This window comes from Streptomyces sp. NPDC030820 (assembly GCF_055572075.1).
In genome coordinates this window covers 150,636-167,491 of sequence record NZ_JBVIEB010000005.1, presented here as the reverse complement: position 1 = coordinate 167,491, position 16,856 = coordinate 150,636, and the positions used below count along the sequence as shown (strand labels likewise).

Sequence of the window (16,856 nt, the reverse complement as noted above, 5' to 3'; positions counted from 1 at the left end):
CCGGCGGCTTGACGGGGACTTCACACCGGTCCGGGCACACTGGACAAAGCGGATGTATGGCTAGGAGGTCGTCGATGACAGAGGAGATGCCGGGAAACGACGGGCACGCGCGCTCCGAGGGTGACGTCCGGGACGGCCTGGGCGAACTGGTCCTGGACGAGGCCTTCATACGGAGCGCGGAGACCTCCGAGCCGTCCGCGAGAGCACGGATGCTCGCCGCCCGCTGGCGCGCAGAGGAGCCGGAGCCGCAGCCGTGGCGCTCCGACGAGCCACCGGCGGGCTGGTTCTTCAGCAAGGCACGCCGGCGCAGGTGGCGCCGCCGGTAATTCAGTGGCGTTCAACTCGGCGGCGAGGCACAGTGGTTGTGCCCCATCCGCCGGGATCGTCCCGGCTCCACGATCTGGGAGAGGAGCAGGGCGATGCCCATGCACGGCAGTACGCCCAGCTCCCGACAGGGCAGCCCGAGGCCGGCTCCGGTGTAGTTACCCCGCCGTAGAGCCCTAGGAGCTGCCCGGGGCGGCCGCTTCGAGCACGTGAGCGCTGCGCTCACGTGGGCCGCCTTCCCCGTGGCCCCCTTGACAAGGGGGCACCCTGCGCTGGGGCGGCTGGGTGAGTCGCGCAACGCGGCGCTGACGAGGTGCCGCTGCGCCCACCCGTGCCGCCCCAGCGGCACGACTGCCCGCAGCGGCGGCGCTGCCTCGCGATCAACCCAGCAAGCGCTCCAGCACCACCGCGATCCCGTCCTCCTCGTTGGAGGAGGTCACTTCGTCCGCCACCGCGCGGAGCTCCTCGTGGGCGTTGGCCATGGCCACGCCTCGGGAGGCCCAGGCGAACATCGGGATGTCGTTGGGCATGTCGCCGAAGGCGATCGTGTCCGCGGCCTTCAGGCCGAGACGGCGGGCGGCCAGAGACAGTCCCGTGGCCTTGGACAGGCCCAGCGGGAGGAGTTCCACGATGCCCGTGCCCGACACGGCCACGGTGACAAAACCGCCGGCGGCCTGCCGGGCGGCCTCCGCCAGCTCGTCGTCGCCCATCGTCGGATGCTGTATGTAGATCTTGTTCAGCGGAGCCGTCCAGAGGTCGGACGCGTCCGTGAAGGGGGTGGCGGGGAGTGTGCCCGTGACCGCATAGCCCGGGCCCACCAGTACCTCCCCGTCGAGGCCGTCGCGGCCGGCCGCGAGATACAGCGGTCCCACCTCGGACTCGATCTTCGCCAGGGCCACGCCCGCCAGCTGTCGGTCCAGGGTCACGGACGTCAGCAGGCGGTGCGCCCCGGCGTCGTAGACCTGCGCGCCCTGGCCGCAGACGGCGAGGCCCTCATAGCCGAGGTCGTCCAGGATGTGGCGGGTCCACGGGACCGCGCGGCCGGTGACGACTATGTGGGCCGCGCCCGCCGCGGTGGCCGCGGCGAGCGCGTCTCGGGTGCGCCGCGAGACCGACTCGTCGGAGCGCAGGAGCGTTCCGTCGAGGTCGGTCGCGATCAGCCGGTAGGGGAATCCGGTCACCTGGCGACCGGCTCCAGGACCTCCCGGCCGCCCAGGTACGGGCGCAGCACTTCGGGGACCCGGACGGAGCCGTCGGCCTGCTGGTGGTTCTCCAGGATCGCCACGATCGTGCGCGGTACGGCGCACAGCGTGCCGTTGAGGGTGGCGAGCGGCTTGACCTGCTTGCCGTCGCGGACACGGATCGACAGGCGGCGGGACTGGAACTCGGTGCAGTCCGAGGTCGAGGTCAGCTCGCGGTACTTGCCCTGGGTCGGGATCCACGCCTCGCAGTCGAACTTGCGGGCGGCCGAGGCGCCGAGGTCACCGGAGGCGACGTCGATGACGCGGAACGGCAGCTCCAGCGAGGTCAGCCACTGCTTCTCCCACTCCAGCAGCCGCTGGTGCTCGGCCTGGGAGTCCTCGGGCGCGACGTAGGAGAACATCTCGACCTTGTCGAACTGGTGCACACGGAAGATGCCCCGGGTGTCCTTGCCGTGCGAGCCGGCCTCGCGGCGGAAGCAGGGCGAGAAGCCCGCGTACCGCAGCGGCAGCTTGTCGGCGTCGAGGATCTCGTCCATGTGGTAGGCCGCGAGCGGAACCTCGGAGGTGCCGACCAGGTAGAGGTCGTCCTTGTCGAGGTGGTAGACGTCCTGGGCCGCCTGGCCGAGGAAGCCGGTGCCCGCCATCGACTGCGGGCGGACCAGCGCCGGGGTCAGCATCGGGGTGAAGCCGGCCGCGGTGGCCTGGGCCATCGCCGCGTTGACCAGAGCCAGCTCCAGCAGGGCGCCGACGCCGGTGAGGAAGTAGAAGCGCGAGCCGGAGACCTTGGCGCCGCGCTCGACGTCGATGGCGCCGAGCAGCTGGCCGAGCTCCAGGTGGTCCTTGGGCTCGAAGCCCTCGGCGCCGAAGTCACGGATCGTGCCGTGCGTCTCCAGCGTGGTGAAGTCCTCCTCGCCGCCGACGGGCACGTCGGGGTGGACGAGGTTGCCGAGCTGGAGCAGCAGCTCCTGGGTCTCGGCGTCGGTCGCGTCGCGCTCGGCGTCGGCGGCCTTGACGTCGGCGGCGAGCTGGCTCGCCCGCTTCAGCAGCTCGGCCTTCTCGTCGCCGGTGGCCTTGGGGATGAGCTTGCCGAGCTGCTTCTGCTCGGCACGCAGCTCGTCGAAGCGGACGCCGGAGGACCTGCGCCGCTCGTCGGCAGACAGGAGGGAGTCGACGAGCGCGACGTCCTCTCCACGGGCGCGCTGGGACGCGCGCACACGGTCGGGGTCCTCACGGAGCAGGCGAAGGTCAATCACGAGGCCAAGGCTACCGGTGCGGGCTTGCCGCTCACGAATCCCTATTCCATGACGCTGGGATTCGCCCCAGTTTGTCGCTTACGTTCCGCTATGCGCAAATTGCGGAACGTGTCGGAACATGTCGAAAGATCCATCTGGGCCCGTCAAGGAAAAGTGTCTCACTACCTGGGACGGGGCAGCGTCCGGGCGCCGGGTTGACCGGATTTCCTTGTGGAGAACGGGACTTCGTAGGCCCGCTGTCCACAGCGATCCACACCCTCCGCAGAGTTATCCACAGGCTGTGTGGAAGGTCTGTGGATTTCGGAATTGATCACTCCGGAACATCGGGGCGGACGGGAGAATTCCCAGGGCAAGCCCGGTTCACACCCACTTTTGAGTGGAAAGGGGTCGCTCCAAAAGATGAATCAACGGAAACGAGTGGACGAAGGGTGAGGTGCGGGATAGTGGCCGCATCGGGGGCGCGCGGGGCGATTTGTCGACCGGCTCACACGACCTTGTCGACTTGTCCCCAGGTCGAGAAGCGGACCTGTGGATAACTTCTGTGGATAACGAAGATAGGCAGGTAGTACTGGCCGGAAGCAGTCTACGGCTGCCTCAGAACCGGCCGTCCTGGCAGCGCGCCACCCAGTCCGCCGCCGCCATGAACTCCTCGTCCGACGTCCCCGGCCGGGTCGCCGGAGCCTCGGCCGGCCCGATGTCCGCACGCGGATAGGAGCCGAGGAAACGCACCTGCAGACAGATCCGCTTCAGGCCCATCAGCGCCTCCGCCATCCGCCGGTCGGAGATATGGCCTTCGGCGTCGATGCAGAAGCAGTAGTTGCCGATGCCGGCGCCGGTCGGCCGGGACTGCAGCAGCATGAGGTTGATGCCGCGCGAGGCGAACTCGCCGAGCAGGTCACGCAGGCCACCGGGGTGGTCGTCGCTCTGCCACAGCACCACCGAGGTCTTGTCGGCGCCGGTCGGCGCGGCGGGCCGGGCCGGGCGGCCGACCAGCACGAACCGGGTCTGCGCGTTCTCCGCGTCGTGGATCCCGGTCTCCAGTGCCGTCAGGCCGTACCGCGCGGCGGCGAACTCGCCTGCGAAGGCGGCGTCGTAGCGGCCCTCCTGGACCAGGCGGGCGGCGTCCGCGTTGGAGGCGGCCGACTCCCAGTGCGCGTCCGGGAGGTGCTTGCGCATCCAGTTGCGCACCTGCGGCTGGGCCGCCGGGTGGGCGGAGACCGTCTTGACGTCCTTGAGCGCGGTGCCGGGCCGGACCAGCAGCGCGAAGGTGATCGACAGCAGCACCTCGCGGTAGATCGTCAGCGGTTCGCCCGCGACCAGCTCGTCCAGGGTGGTGGTGATGCCGCCCTCGACGGAGTTCTCGATCGGCACGAACGCGGCCTCCGCCTCGCCGGCCCGCACCGCGTCCAGCGCGGACTGCACCGACACATACGGGACGAGCTCCCGGGTGGCCGATTCCGGGAGCGTCCGGAGGGCGACTTCGGTGAAGGTGCCCTCGGGGCCGAGATACGCATAGCTCGCTGGCATGTCCTCACCCTAATGGCCGTTCGGGAGCCCGTCGTATGCGTCTCACGAATGCCACTCGACCGAGTGGTTTGAAACGGGAAATCCACAAAAGAGCCAGATCCTGCTGATCACGCCTCCAGCAGCCGCTGCCCCACATACTCGCCCTTCGTGGCCCCGCCCGGCACCGCGAACAGTCCGCTCGCCTCGTGCCGGATGTACTGCGACAACGCGTCACCCCGGTCGAGCTTGCGCTGCACCGGGACGAAGCCGCGCAGCGGGTCGGCCTGCCAGCAGACGAAGAGCAGACCGGCGTCGGGCGTGCCGTCCGCATCGAAGCCGTCGTGGTAGGAGAAGGGACGCCGCAGCATGGCCGCGCCGCCGTTCTTGTCGGGCCGGGTGATCCGGGCGTGAGCGTTGAGGGGGACGACGTACTCGCCCTTGGCGTCGGTCTTCTCCAGGTCCATCGGGGTCGTCTCGTCACCCCCGGACAGCGGCGCCCCGTTGGACTTCCGGCGCCCGATGACCGCCTCCTGCGCCGGCACCGACAGCTTCTCCCAGTCCTCCAGGAGCATGCGGATGCGGCGTACGACGGCGTAGGAACCGTTCGCCATCCAGGCCGGCTCGCCCGAGGCGGGCACGAAGATCCGCCGGTCGAAGTCGGCGTCGGCCGGCTTCGGATTGCGCGTGCCGTCCAGCTGGCCCATGAGGTTGCGGGCGGTCATGGGGTGCGCGGTGGCGCCCGGGGTGCGGTTGAAGCCGTTCATCTGCCAGCGCAGGCGGGCTGCGCCGCCCGCGTCCTTCTGGATCGCGCGCAGGGCGTGGAAGGCGACCAGGGCGTCGTTCGCGCCGATCTGCACCCACAGGTCGCCGTCGCTGCGCGCCTTGTCGAGGTGGTCGGAGGAGAAGTCCGGCAGCGGGTCCAGCGCGCTCGGCCGCTGCTGCTCCAGACCGGTCCTGCCGAAGAACGAGTGCCCGAAGCCGAAGGTGATCGTCAGCGAGCAGGGCCCGGCGTCGCGGGCCACATCGGTGTCGTCGTGCGGCGCGGCCTCGCCGGCCATCAGCCGCTCGGCCGTCGTCGACCAGCGGCGCAGCAGGGCCGCGGCCTCCTTGCGGCCGGCGCCCGCCACCAGGTCGAAGGCGACGAGATGACCGCGGGCCTGGAGCCCCTCGGTGATGCCGGGCTGATGTTTCCCGTGAAACATCACCCGGTCGGAGCCCACCGAGGTCAGGGGGGTGGCCGGGTCGGGCGCGGCGGCATAGCCCACGGCCCCGCCGGCCGCGCCGAGCACGAGCCCGGTGGCGCCCGCGGTGCCGAGCAGGGCGCGCCGGGAGATGCCGTGGCCGCCCGCGGACTCGGTCGCCCCGGACACCTCGGCGGCGGTACGGGCCTGAGGGATGGACTGGTCGGGCATGGTGTCGTTCAGCCGATCTGCGCGTTCTTGGAGACGGTCACCTGGTCGATGTCGGAGGTCCGCACGGTGACGGCGATCTTCCAGTCGCCGGCCATGGGGATCTGCACTCCGCTCGCCGACCAGTGGCCGGTGGTGATGTGGTCGGGGGTCACGGGGAGCGGGCCGATCTTCTTCGCCTCCAGGGTGAAGGCCACCTTCACCTCGGGGATGTCGAAGGCCCGGCCGTTGGGGCGCTGGACGTACACATGCATCTCGTTGCCGCCCACGCGCGCGGGGTCGAGGTCGATGCTGACCACGCCCTTGCCGTCGGTGCCGCCGGTGTCGAAGGGCATGTCCAGGGTCAGCGCGCCGTTCGAGGGCGCCGGGGCCGAGGTGGAGGAGGACGAGGAGGCGGCCTTGGCGTCCAGCTCGGTGCGGCCCGGCTCGGTCTGGGTCAGCCAGGTGGTGACGGCGAGCAGCACGACCGCGACACCGGCCTCGGCGAGCACCGTACGGCGCAGCCCGAAGCGGTTCGCGTCGCCGTCCCGCAGCCGCTTCTGCCGGGCGGTGTCCATGGCGGCCCGCTGCCGGGCGAGCTGGGCGGCGCGCCGGGAGTCGTCGGCGCCGGTGTTCTTTCCGGCCGCCTTCGCCGCTGCGACGCGCTCCTTCTCGGCCTCCCCGTCGAAGTCGACCACGACGGTGTCGGCGCTGTCGGTGAGTCGCCCCGTCCACCGTCGCGATATCGAGGCGATGCCGACCAGCAGCGCCACCAGTCCGATCTTGACCAGCAGCAACTGCCCGTACCGGGTGTCCGTGAACGCCGACCAGGAGCCCAGCTGCCGCCAGGACTGGTAGACACCGGTGGCGACGAGCACGACGACGGATCCGAAGGCCAGCCGGGAGAAGCGGCGGACAGCGGCGGCCTCCACGGGTGTCTCGGCGGGCGCCCGGTACAGGGCGACCAGCAGGGCGGTGAGCCCGCCCAGCCAGGTGGCGACGGCGAGCAGGTGGACGACGTCGACGGGCATGGCGATGCCCGGCTGGAGCCCGACCGAGGCATGCTCGGTCATGGCCCAGCAGCTCGCTAGCCCCGCCGCGACGACCACACCGCCGATGGCGAGCCCGAAGGTCAGATCGCGCTTTTCTTGGCCCTCCTCGCGCTTGGTGTACGCGCCGAAGAGGACGGCGATGAACAGCGCGGCGGCGGCGAGCAGCAGCAGCCGCGAGACCAGCGCCGCGCCGGTCTTGGTCTGCAGCACCTGGCCCAGCAGACCGAGGTCGAAGACGTCGGCGAACTTCCCAGAGGTGGTGTAGGAGCCGCGCAGGAGCAGCAGCCACAGGGTGGCCGCGGTGAGCGTGAGCCAGCCGCCGACCACCAGCCGCTGCACGGCCCGTACGCTCGCGCCGCGCTGCCAGCAGGCGAGCACGAAGGCCGCGCCGCCGGCGAGCACGATGAACCCGGCGTACGACGCGTACCGCCCGAACGCGTAGAGCCCGCCCACGGCTCCGCCGCCCGCGACCGGCCCGGTGCCGGAGACCACGGTCTGCGAGGGCGCCCCGATGGAGAAGGTGTAGGCGCCGGAGACGGGGTGGCTGTCGGCCGAGACGACCTGGTAGGTCACCGTGTAGGTGCCGTTGCCCAGGCCGCTCCTGAGCTTCACCGCGTACGTCGTCCCGCTGAGGTTGGCGGGTGTGCCGGTCTGGACCGGCTTGCCCCGGGGGTCGAGGACGCGCAGGGAGTCGTCGTTCGTCGCCACCTTCTCGGAGAAGGTGAGCGACACCTGGCTGGGCGCCTGCTTGACCACCACCCCCTGTGCGGGGTCGCTGCCGGTCAGCGCCGCATGCGCGGAGGCCGGTCCGGCACCCGCGAGCGTCACGCCGATGACGGCGAGGAGCAGCAGCACCAGGGTGCGCAGGCTGCCCCGGTGTCCCGTGGGGGTGATGGTCCGCGTCACGGTGGTGGGTCCCTCCCTCAGTGGCCGGTCGACGGGTTGTACGTGGCGGACTTCACCGGCATCTCGACGGTGAGGGGCCCGGACTTGGCGAAGGTGAGCTGCACGGCGACCGTCTGGCCCTGCCTCGGCTTGCGCTTCAGCTTCTCGAACATCAGATGGTTGCCACCGCTTTTGAACACGAGTTGACCGTGGGCGGGTACGGCGAAGGAGTTCTTCTCCTGCATGGCGCCGTCCATGGTGCTGTGCATGGTGATCTGGCCGGCGATGTCACTGGTCACCGCGGTCAGCTCGTCCGCGGCGCCGCCCTTGTTGGTGATCGTCAGAAAGCCGGCGGCCATGTCGGCGGAGACCGGCTGCGGCATGTACGGCCCGCTCACCGACAGTTCGGCCTTCGAGGCCTCGGACCCGGAGCCGGACGAGCCCGAGCAGCCGGCGAGGGTCAGGGTGCCGGCGAGCGCGGCGGCCGCGGTCACGAGGGCGGGGCGACGCCTCACGGATTCGCTCCCTTGACGAGCTTGGGCAGGTCCTTGGTGTAGTCGTCGACCGTGGCGTCCTCGCCGTAGAGGACGTAACCGCCGTTCGTCTTCGGGGAGAAGGCGATGACCTGGGTGCCGTGGACGGAGACGAGCTTGCCGTTCTTGTCCTTCGTCGTCGGCTCCACGGAGATGCCGACGGAGCGGGCACCGGCCTGGATGGTGGCGAAGTCGCCGGTCAGGCCGATGAACTGCGGGTCGATGCCCTTGAGCCACTTGCCCAGCTCGGCCGGGGTGTCACGGCCGGGGTCGGTGGTGACGAACACGACCCTCAGGTCGTTCTGCTCGGCCTTGGGCAGGGCCTTCTCGGCGACGGCGATGTTGCTCATCGTCGTCGGGCAGACGTCGGGGCAGTGGGTGTAGCCGAAGTACAGCAGGGTCGGATGGCCCTTGGTCTCCTGGCGGAGGTCGTACTTCTTGCCGTGCGTGTCGGTGAGGACCAGGTCCGGCTTCTGGAAGGGCTGGTCGAGGACGGTGGCGGCCTTGCCCGAGTCGGACTCCTCCGAGACCACGGAGACCGGCGACTTGTCGTCGTTCCCGCTGCCGCAGGCGGAGAGGGTCAGGGAGGCGGCGGCGAGCAGCGCGGCCGCGGCGAACGTCTTCTTACGCATAGAAAAATGTCCCAGATGTAGGTAATCCGGCGCGCACCGGGGGTCGTACGACAGCCTCGACAGCGTCGCACGCACCGCACGACCCCGGTGCGCGGTCCGGAAGGGCTCAGGCGGTCCGGCGGCGTCCCGCGAGGACGCCGTAGGCGACGCCCGCGACGCCGACGACGATGCCGACCACGCCGAGCACGCGCGCGGTGGTGTCGGTGTCGTGGGAGCCGGATCCGGAATCGGCGGCGGCCGTGTCCGCGGTCGTGTCGGAGGCGTCCTCGGCGCCCGCCGTGCCGTGGTGGTCGTCGGTCGCGGCGGACAGCTGCAGCACGGGCGCCGGGTTCTCCGGCTCGTCCTGGCCCGCCCGCGGCACCTCGATCCAGCGCACGACCTCCTTGTCGGAGTACGTCTGGATCGCCTTGAACACGAGCTGGTCGGTGTTCTCGGGCAGGGCGCCGAGGGAGAGCGGGAACTTCTGGAAGTAGCCGGGCTGGATGCCCTTGCCGGCGGCGGTCCAGGTGACCTTGGTGACGGCCTCGTCGATCTTCTCGCCGTGCACGGTCAGCGGCTTGTCCAGCTTGGACTTGGTGACCTGCACGTTCCAGCCGGCGACGGACTCGGGCATGACCGAGGCGAGCGGGTGGCCGGCCGGGAAGTTGATCTCGATCTTGGTGGTCGAGGTGTTGTCGCGCTCGTTGGGGACCTTGAAGTCGACGACCGCGTAACCGCCCTTGGCCGCGGTGCCCTCCGGCTGCACGGAGACATGCGCGAAGGCGGGGACGGACAGCGCCAGTACGGCCGTGCCCGCGACGGCGCCGGCGGCGAGGGTGCGGGATGCGATACGAGAAGCCTGCATGGCAGAGCACTCCACTCTGAGGGTTCTGGTGGCGAAGAGAGGTACGCGTGCGTGTGGCCGTGCCCTTCGGGGGTTCACGGTGCGCACGCGCGCGTGCCGCGCGACGGCGGCAGCCCTCTGCTCCGGATCACCGGATCGGTGCAGTGGTGCGCGCGTCGCGTCAGGCGGCGAGACGGAAGCCGGCGGCGGGTGGGCCGCGCCGGATCACCGTGTGCTGGAGTGCGGTGGTGTGCGGGGCGGGTGCCTCGTCCGGTGCGGTACGACGGCCGTGCGTGAGGGGCTCGGAGGCGGGGAGCAGTCCGGCGCACAGGGCGCGCACCAGCGCAAGCGCGGCGCGCAGGGACCGTACGAACGCCCCCTCCGCGACTCCGTGCGCCGACAGCTCGATCAGCCGCAGCAGCGCCAGATCGCCGCGGCGCAGCAGCCAGCCCGCGGCGACGGCCGCGAGGACGTGGCCGAGCAGCATCGGCAGCGAGGGCAGCAGTGCGGCGGAGGCGCCGGTGGCGTCGTACGCGTGGTGCATGCCGCCCACGGCCGCCACGGGCCGGCCCGAACGGTCGACGAGGTGCGCGGCGAACAGCAGGTGGAAGGCGTGCCCCGGGGTCAGCGCGGCCGGGCTCGACCCGCACAGCAGCCGCGCGGCCTGCTCGACCAGCGCGGTGTCGCTGAGCGAGGAGACCGTCGAGCCGGTGGAGTTCATCGCCCCTGTCGCCGTCCCGCCGGAGGCCATGGCGGTGCCGTGCTGGCCCAGCCCGAACAGCGTGTGCAGCGCGGTCTGGCCGAGCGCGAGGAGCGCGGCGATGCCCGGCAGCGAGCGGGCCCGCCCGGCGAGCGGCACCACGAGCAGCAGACAGCCGAGGAAGCCCGCGCCCAGCGTCCACAGGGGCACCCCCGCGCAGGAGGCGAGGGTGTGCCCGCACGCGGCCAGCGCGACGCAGACCGCGGCGAACACCGCGGCCCGCAGGATCCGGAGCCCGGCTCCGGGACGCGCCGTGCGCGGGTGGGGGGCAGTCATGGCGGCCTCATCATCGCACTGCGCTCACGGGCGCCCTGCGGCAGGGCCGGGGGAACGTCCCTCATACACCGATTCCTCCCTCCGCACATCGGCTGTATGGGCGGAGTCACGTCAACTGTGTGCTTACGGCCCCCTACGGGCGGCAATACGTATCGGTATGTCGTTCCGCGGCCAGGAGGCTGGAGCATGAGCATCTGGTGGTCACTCCATCTGCGCCGCGAGGCCGCGAGCGTGCCGCTCGCCCGGCGGCTGTTGATCGGCACCATGGAGACGGCGGGCGTCGACCCGGAGGTCTCCTACGACCTGTCCGTCGCGCTGACCGAGGCCTGCGCGAACGCCGTCGAGCACGGCGGGAGCGCGTCGCACGGCGGCGTCTCGGAGGCGTACCGGGTGACCGCGTATCTCGACGGCGAGAAGTGCCGTATCGAAGTGGCCGATTCCGGACCGGGGTTCGCCCGTGCCCAGGAGATCCGGCCCGCCCGCGTGGACGCCGAGCACGGTCGCGGCCTGTGTCTCATCCGGGAACTCGCCGACCACGTCCACATCGGCGCCAAGCCCGGCCGGGGCGGCACGGTGGTCAGCTTCGACAAGATCCTCAAATGGACGAAGGACCCCTCGCTGCTGACGGCATAGTGAGGGCATGGAGATCGAGAGCGGCGACATAGCGCCCGGGGTGACGCTCCGGCTTCTGGCCCGGGCCGACGCGGCCGCGCTGAGCGCGGCCTACGTGGACAACCGTGAGCACCTGCGGCCGTGGGAGCCGCGCCGGCCGGAGTCCTTCTTCACCGAGGCGGGGCAGCGGGAGCGGATCGACGGGCTGCTGCGGGTGTTCTCCGAGGGCGGCGTGGTTCCCTTCGTGTTCCAGGCGGCGGACGGGCGGATCGTCGGGACCATCACCCTGACCGGGATCGTCAAAGGGCCCTTCTGCAGTTCCTCCCTCGGTTACTGGGTGGCCGCCGACCAGCAGAAACGCGGTCTGGCCACGGCCGCGGTGGAGCGGGTCTGCCGGATCGCGCGGGACACGGTGGGGCTGCACCGGATCGAGGCCTCCACGCTGCTCGAGAACACCGGCTCGCAGCGGGTGCTGACGAAATGCGGGTTCGAACCGATCGGTATGGCCCCGAAGTACCTGCACATCGACGGGCAGTGGCGGGACTGCCGGCTGTTCCAGCGGATCCTGCACGACCGCGACCCCGCCCTGTGACGAGCCCGGCTCAGGCGCCCAGCACCTTCGCCAGCACCTCCAGCGCCTCCGGATACACCCGCTCGCGGGGCGTCCCGTAGCCGACGACCAGGCCCTGCGGTCGGCCCTCGCCGGGCACCTGCCAGTGGTCGCCGAGGGCGCCGAGAGCGAGGCCCTCGGCCTCCGCGCGGGCCAGCACCTCCGCCTCGTCGGGCACGTCGATCAGCGCGTGCAGCCCCGCCGCGATCCCGTGCACGCTCCGGCCCGCCCCCAGCCGGCCCAGCAACTGGTCCCGGCGGCGCCGGTAGCGCAGCCGGCACGCGCGTACGTGCCGGTCGTAGGCGTGGCTGTCGATCAGCTCGGCGAGCGCCAGCTGGCCGATGGTCTCGGTGTGGTGGTCGCTGTGCAGCTTGGCGTCGGCGACCGCGTCGACCAGGTGCGGCGGCAGCACCATCCAGCCGAGGCGGAGCGCGGGGCCGAGCGTCTTGGAGGCGGTGCCCAGGTAGACCACCTGGCCCGGTGCCATGCCCTGCAACGCGCCCACCGGCTGGCGGTCGTAGCGGAACTCCCCGTCGTAGTCGTCCTCGACGATCAGTCCGCCACGCGCGCGTGCCCAGTCGCCGAGCGCCCGCCGCCGCTGCGGGTGCAGGGTCACCCCGGTCGGGTACTGGTGCGCCGGTGTGACCACCACGGCGGCGGCCTCGCCGAGGTCCTCGGGGCGCACCCCGCGCGCGTCGACCGGTGCCGGCAGGACCGTTCCGCCACCCCGCCGTACGACCTCGCGGTGGAACGGCAGCCCTGGGTCCTCCATGGCGACGGCGGCGCCGTCCAGCACGCGCGTGAGCAGCGCGAGGCCCTGGACGTACCCGGAGGTGATCACGATCCGCTCCGGCGGCGCGAGCACCCCGCGCGCCCGGCCCAGATAGCTCGAGAGCGCCGTGCGCAGCTCGATCCGTCCGCGCGGGTCGCCGTAGTCGTACGCCAGTGAGGGCGCCGTCGCTATGGCCCGGCGCAGCGCGCGCAGCCAGGCCGCCGCCGGGAACGCACCGACGTCCGGGCTGCCGGGGCGCAGATCGAAGCGCGGGGCACGCGTGCGTGCCGCGGTGCCGGGTTCCGCCGAGGCGACGGGCGGCAGTTCGGCGACCCGGGTGCCCGAGCCCTGGCGTGCCGTCAGGTATCCCTCGGCGACGAGCTGGTCGTAGGCGGCCTTGGCGGTGCCGCGCGAGATGCCGAGCTCGGTGGCGAGCCGCCGGGTGGCCGGCAGCCGGGTCCCGGGCACGAGCCGCCCGTCGCGTACGGCGTCCCTCAGGGCCCGCTCCAGTCCGATCCGGCGCCCGTCCGCCGAATCCGGCTCCAGATGCAGATCGACACCGACACCGGACCAGAAGTCGTCGTCCACCCATTCACCCCCGTCAGTGCACGCGCCCCAAAGGGGCGCGGGGCTGTGCCGATATGCGGCTCCGCCGCGTGGGCGCGACCAGCCATGGACGACCGGCAGACGAAATGGCCGGGCACTCCCTGGTACCCGGCCATTGAATCCCAGATCAACCCTTCAGCGTGGCCATCCATGCCTCGACCTCGCCCGACCGCCGAGGCAGCGCAGCGCTCAGGTTCCTGTTGCCGTCCTCGGTGACGAGGATGTCGTCCTCGATGCGGACACCGATGCCCCGGTACTCCTCCGGCACGGTCAGGTCGTCGGACTGGAAGTACAGCCCCGGCTCGACCGTCAGCACCATGCCGGGCTCCAGGACACCGTCGACGTAGGTCTCGGTCCGCGCGGCGGCGCAGTCGTGGACGTCCATGCCGAGCATGTGGCCGGTGCCGTGCAGGGTCCAGCGGCGCTGCAGGCCCAGCTCCAGGACGCGCTCGACCGGGCCCTCGACCAGGCCCCACTCGACGAGCTTCTCGGCGAGCACGCGCTGGGCGGCGTCGTGGAAGTCGCGGTACTTGGCGCCCGGCTTCACCGCCGCGATACCGGCCTCCTGGGCCTCGTACACGGCGTCGTAGATCTTCTTCTGGATCTCGGTGTACGTGCCGTTGACCGGCAGCGTACGCGTGACGTCGGCGGTGTAGAGGGTGTGGGTCTCCACGCCCGCGTCCAGCAGGAGCAGGTCGCCGGAGCGGACCGGGCCGTCGTTGCGGACCCAGTGCAGGGTGCAGGCGTGCGGGCCGGCCGCGCAGATGGAGCCGTAGCCGACGTCGTTGCCCTCCACGCGCGCGCGGAGGAAGAACGTGCCCTCGATGTAGCGTTCGCTCGTGGCCTCCGCCTTGTCGAGGACCTTCACCACGTCCTCGAACCCGCGGACGGTGGAGTCGACGGCCTTCTGCAGTTCGCCGATCTCGAACTCGTCCTTGATCAGCCGGGCCTCGGAGAGGAAGACGCGCAGCTCCTCGTCCCGCTCGGCGGTGACCTTGTCGGTCAGCGCGGCCTCGATGCCGGCGTCGTAGCCGCGCACCACGCGCACCGGGCCGGTGGCCTCGCGCAGCTTGCCGGCCAGCTCGCGCACATCGGCGGCCGGGATGCCGTACAGCGCTTCGGACTCGGCGAGGGAGTGGCGGCGGCCGACCCACAGCTCGCCCTGGCCGGAGAGCCAGAACTCGCCGTTCTCGCGGTCGGAGCGGGGCAGGAGGTAGATCGTCTCCTCGTGGCCGCCGTCCTTCGGCTCCAGGACGAGGACGCCGTCCTCGGTCTGGTTGCCGGTGAGGTACGCGTACTCGACGGAGGAGCGGAAGGGGTACTCGGTGTCGTTCGAGCGGGTCTTCAGGTTGCCCGCCGGGATCACCAGGCGCTCGCCCGGGAAGCGGGCGGAGAGCGCGGCGCGGCGGCGGGCGGTCTCGCCGGCCTGCGGGATCGGCTGCAGGTCACGCAGTTCCGTGTCGGCCCAGCCGGACTTCATGTTCTCGGCCAGCTCGTCGGAGACGCCCGGGTACAGGCCGTTCTTCCGCTGCTTGATGGGCTCCTCGGACTCGGCCTCCGGGCCCTCCGCGGTAGCGGAGTCGGGGACAGCCGGGTTGAGCTCGTCGGACACGTGATCCTCCTCGATACGCCTTGTGATCTCCCCCGGGGCCCGCGACGCTCCTGCTTGTGGCCGAGCGGGGACCACCATCATCGTACGGTCGTACCGCGGGCGGACCAGGGTCGGACGCCCTGCTATGCCCGGTCATGCCAGCCCCCGGGGGCGGTGCTCAGTCGAAGCGGGCCGCCAGCAGTACCACGTCCTCCTCGCTGTCGGCCGCGTCCAGGCCGTCCGGCAGGACGGTGCGCAGGACGTGGTCGGCGACGGCGCCGGGGTCCTGGCGCAGTGTGCGCGGGGTGCTCGCGGCGGCCGCGTGCAGGCGGGCGAAGGCGCGGTCCGTCGGGTCGCCGGTACGGTGCAGCAGCCCGTCGGTGTAGAGCAGGACCGTCTCCCCGGCCTCCGCCTCGATCTCGACGCTCGGCGCCTCCCAGCAGGCGAGCATGCCGAGCGGAGCGGAGACGGAGGTCTCGGCGAACTCGGTGCGCCGCTCGCCGATCAGCAGCGGCGGGCTGTGTCCGGCGCCGGCCAGGGTGATCTTGCGCAGGGCGGGCTCGCAGTAGGCGAACAGCGCGGTGGCCGAGCGGGCGGGCTCGGTCAGCCGCAGCAGCAGCTCCAGGTCGGACAGGACGGCGACCGGGTCCTCGCCCTCCATCACGGCGTACGCGCGCAAGCTGGCGCGCAGCCGGCCCATCGCGGCCACGGCGCTCGGCCCGGAGCCGGTGACCGAGCCGACGGACAGGCCGAGCGCGGCCTCCGGCAGCGGCAGCGCGTCGTACCAGTCACCCCCGCCGTGCGGGCCGGTGCGGTGCCGGGCGGCGAGCTGGACGCCGGGCACGCGGGGCAGCCGGGTGGGCAGCAGTTCCTCGGTGATGGTCGCCACGTGCGCGCGGGCGCGTTCCACCTCCAGCAGCCGGGCGAGGTGCTCGGTGGCGTACCGGACGTAGAGGCCGACGAGGTGGCGCTGCCGCTCGTGGGGTTCGGCCGGTTCGTCATAGAGCCAGACGGCGGCGCCGAGGCGGCCGGCGGCCTCGCTCGCGAGGGGCAGGGCGTAGCTGGCGGCGTAGCCGAGGCGGGCGGCCACCTCACGGTGCCGGGGGTCGAGGCCGTCCTCGGCGAGCAGGTCGGGGTGGACGATCTCGGCGCTCGTGCCGGTGTCGTACGGCAGCGCGCCGCGGGGGACGGTCTCGATGTGGCCGAGGTCGGCGCGGCCGAGGCCGAGGCCGAGGGTGGTGCGGGGGCCGAGTCCGTCGCCGGGTTCCAGGGCGACCAGGCCGCGGCGGGCGCCGACGAGGGCGGCTCCGGCGCGCAGGAGTTCATGGAGGGCCGGTTCCAGTGCGTTCCTGCGGGACAGGCGCTCGGTGAGTTCGTGGAGGGTCGTGAGGTCCGAGACCCAGCCGGCCAGCCGGTCCTGGAGGAGGGCGCCGGGCGCGGGGGTGTTCGGCGCGGGGACGAGAGCGGGGTCGGGGGAGGGACCGGCACCGGCGGCGGGGGGAGTGGGCGCGACAGTGTGGGCGGGCGTCGGAACCGTTGGATCGATTCCAGCCACTTTCGGAGGGTGCGGGGCGTTCATGGCGTCCGGCTCTCGGACCGGTGCGTATTGCTGAAAAGCATCGCAAACCCCCATGGAATTCTGCGCCGCTAGCAGTGCCTCCACATGTACACGCACTCGTGAGGGGATGTCCAGCATTGTCCTGCAGGGATTCCTGGTGTCCATGAGCCGGACGAGGTTTCCCCTGAACCCCTTGCCTTACTGCCAAGTTGGCTGAAAACTGCACGAGGTATCGGTCCATTGCGGTCGACTGGCCTTGCTCCACGGAGCGTCACAGCGGTCGTGATGGGTACGTACTCGGTGAAGGCCAGGGGTGGTTGGGGGCCACCCGGAACCTGGCGACGGACCCGGGCGTCATAGCCACCGACGGCCGAGCCCCATCCTCCCGCGGCGGAGGCGGAGAGAAACACGCGCGACGGCAAAACGCCATACTTCGCCACCCCCCGCGCCACGCCCGTGCTTTTGCCAGACGC

15 protein-coding genes are annotated in these 16,856 nt (G+C 71.7%); 3 read left to right on the top strand and 12 right to left on the bottom strand.

What is annotated here, in order from left to right; translation table 11 throughout:
* Positions 1–74 precede the first annotated feature (74 nt).
* Positions 75–326, top strand: a complete 252-nt coding sequence (locus ACZ418_RS15765; protein ID WP_468362606.1) for an SGM_3592 family protein — start codon at positions 75–77, stop codon at positions 324–326.
* A 378-nt stretch (positions 327–704) separates the two neighbouring features.
* Here ACZ418_RS15765 and ACZ418_RS15760 read toward each other — a convergent pair whose 3' ends face one another.
* The 9 genes from ACZ418_RS15760 to ACZ418_RS15720 form a co-directional block, all read right to left on the bottom strand.
* On the bottom strand, positions 705–1,505 hold the full coding sequence (locus tag ACZ418_RS15760; protein ID WP_468362604.1) for an HAD family hydrolase: 801 nt from the start codon (positions 1,503–1,505) through the stop codon (positions 705–707).
* Positions 1,502–2,779, bottom strand: a complete 1,278-nt coding sequence (serS, locus tag ACZ418_RS15755; RefSeq protein ID WP_468362602.1) for a serine--tRNA ligase — start codon at positions 2,777–2,779, stop codon at positions 1,502–1,504. The genes ACZ418_RS15760 and serS overlap by 4 nt, the downstream gene beginning before the upstream one ends.
* A gap of 594 nt (positions 2,780–3,373) precedes the next feature.
* Positions 3,374–4,306, bottom strand: a complete 933-nt coding sequence (gene pheA, locus ACZ418_RS15750; RefSeq protein WP_468362600.1) for a prephenate dehydratase — start codon at positions 4,304–4,306, stop codon at positions 3,374–3,376.
* 107 nt (positions 4,307–4,413) lie between these two features.
* Positions 4,414–5,697, bottom strand: coding sequence for an iron uptake transporter deferrochelatase/peroxidase subunit (gene efeB, locus ACZ418_RS15745; RefSeq protein WP_468362598.1), 1,284 nt, complete (start codon positions 5,695–5,697; stop codon positions 4,414–4,416).
* A gap of 8 nt (positions 5,698–5,705) precedes the next feature.
* The gene (locus tag ACZ418_RS15740) at positions 5,706–7,631 is read right to left on the bottom strand and encodes a copper resistance CopC/CopD family protein (protein WP_468362596.1); all 1,926 of its coding nucleotides are present in this window, start codon (positions 7,629–7,631) and stop codon (positions 5,706–5,708) included.
* 17 nt (positions 7,632–7,648) lie between these two features.
* Complete coding sequence (locus ACZ418_RS15735; protein ID WP_468362594.1) at positions 7,649–8,125, bottom strand: copper chaperone PCu(A)C; 477 nt, start codon at positions 8,123–8,125, stop codon at positions 7,649–7,651.
* Positions 8,122–8,775, bottom strand: coding sequence for an SCO family protein (locus ACZ418_RS15730; RefSeq protein ID WP_468362592.1), 654 nt, complete (start codon positions 8,773–8,775; stop codon positions 8,122–8,124). The genes ACZ418_RS15735 and ACZ418_RS15730 overlap by 4 nt, the downstream gene beginning before the upstream one ends.
* Positions 8,776–8,881: 106 nt before the next feature.
* Positions 8,882–9,619 (bottom strand): YcnI family copper-binding membrane protein, encoded by a 738-nt coding sequence (locus ACZ418_RS15725; RefSeq protein ID WP_468362590.1) that lies wholly within the window; start codon positions 9,617–9,619, stop codon positions 8,882–8,884.
* 160 nt (positions 9,620–9,779) lie between these two features.
* Positions 9,780–10,634 carry a hypothetical protein gene (locus ACZ418_RS15720; RefSeq protein WP_468362588.1) on the bottom strand — a complete coding sequence of 285 codons (855 nt, stop codon included), beginning with the start codon at positions 10,632–10,634 and terminating at the stop codon, positions 9,780–9,782.
* A gap of 186 nt (positions 10,635–10,820) precedes the next feature.
* On the opposite strand from ACZ418_RS15720, the gene ACZ418_RS15715 reads away from it, so the two are divergent.
* Positions 10,821–11,267 (top strand): ATP-binding protein, encoded by a 447-nt coding sequence (locus ACZ418_RS15715; RefSeq protein WP_468362586.1) that lies wholly within the window; start codon positions 10,821–10,823, stop codon positions 11,265–11,267.
* A gap of 7 nt (positions 11,268–11,274) precedes the next feature.
* Entirely contained in the window at positions 11,275–11,838 is a 564-nt protein-coding gene (locus tag ACZ418_RS15710) for a GNAT family N-acetyltransferase (RefSeq protein ID WP_468362584.1), read from the top strand.
* 10 nt (positions 11,839–11,848) lie between these two features.
* On the opposite strand, the gene pdxR is transcribed toward ACZ418_RS15710, so the two are convergent.
* The 3 genes from pdxR to ACZ418_RS15695 form a co-directional block, all read right to left on the bottom strand.
* On the bottom strand, positions 11,849–13,216 hold the full coding sequence (pdxR, locus tag ACZ418_RS15705; RefSeq protein ID WP_468362582.1) for a MocR-like pyridoxine biosynthesis transcription factor PdxR: 1,368 nt from the start codon (positions 13,214–13,216) through the stop codon (positions 11,849–11,851).
* 145 nt (positions 13,217–13,361) lie between these two features.
* Positions 13,362–14,846, bottom strand: coding sequence for an aminopeptidase P family protein (locus ACZ418_RS15700; protein WP_468362580.1), 1,485 nt, complete (start codon positions 14,844–14,846; stop codon positions 13,362–13,364).
* Between the two features lie 157 nt (positions 14,847–15,003).
* Positions 15,004–16,521: a PP2C family protein-serine/threonine phosphatase gene (locus tag ACZ418_RS15695; protein WP_468362578.1), complete on the bottom strand. Its 1,518-nt coding sequence runs from the start codon at positions 16,519–16,521 to the stop codon at positions 15,004–15,006.
* Positions 16,522–16,856: the final 335 nt, after the last annotated feature.

What these genes read in the sequence shown, in the direction of transcription:
- ACZ418_RS15720 (WP_468362588.1), bottom strand. Translation starts at nt 10,634, where the DNA reads ATGACTGCCCCCCACCCGCGCACGGCGCGTCCCGGAGCCGGGCTCCGG.
- efeB (WP_468362598.1), bottom strand. Translation starts at nt 5,697, where the DNA reads ATGCCCGACCAGTCCATCCCTCAGGCCCGTACCGCCGCCGAGGTGTCC.
- ACZ418_RS15730 (WP_468362592.1), bottom strand. Translation starts at nt 8,775, where the DNA reads ATGCGTAAGAAGACGTTCGCCGCGGCCGCGCTGCTCGCCGCCGCCTCC.
- ACZ418_RS15765 (WP_468362606.1), top strand. Translation starts at nt 75, where the DNA reads ATGACAGAGGAGATGCCGGGAAACGACGGGCACGCGCGCTCCGAGGGT.
- ACZ418_RS15725 (WP_468362590.1), bottom strand. Translation starts at nt 9,619, where the DNA reads ATGCAGGCTTCTCGTATCGCATCCCGCACCCTCGCCGCCGGCGCCGTC.
- pheA (WP_468362600.1), bottom strand. Translation starts at nt 4,306, where the DNA reads ATGCCAGCGAGCTATGCGTATCTCGGCCCCGAGGGCACCTTCACCGAA.
- ACZ418_RS15715 (WP_468362586.1), top strand. Translation starts at nt 10,821, where the DNA reads ATGAGCATCTGGTGGTCACTCCATCTGCGCCGCGAGGCCGCGAGCGTG.
- ACZ418_RS15695 (WP_468362578.1), bottom strand. Translation starts at nt 16,521, where the DNA reads ATGCTGGACATCCCCTCACGAGTGCGTGTACATGTGGAGGCACTGCTA.
- ACZ418_RS15710 (WP_468362584.1), top strand. Translation starts at nt 11,275, where the DNA reads ATGGAGATCGAGAGCGGCGACATAGCGCCCGGGGTGACGCTCCGGCTT.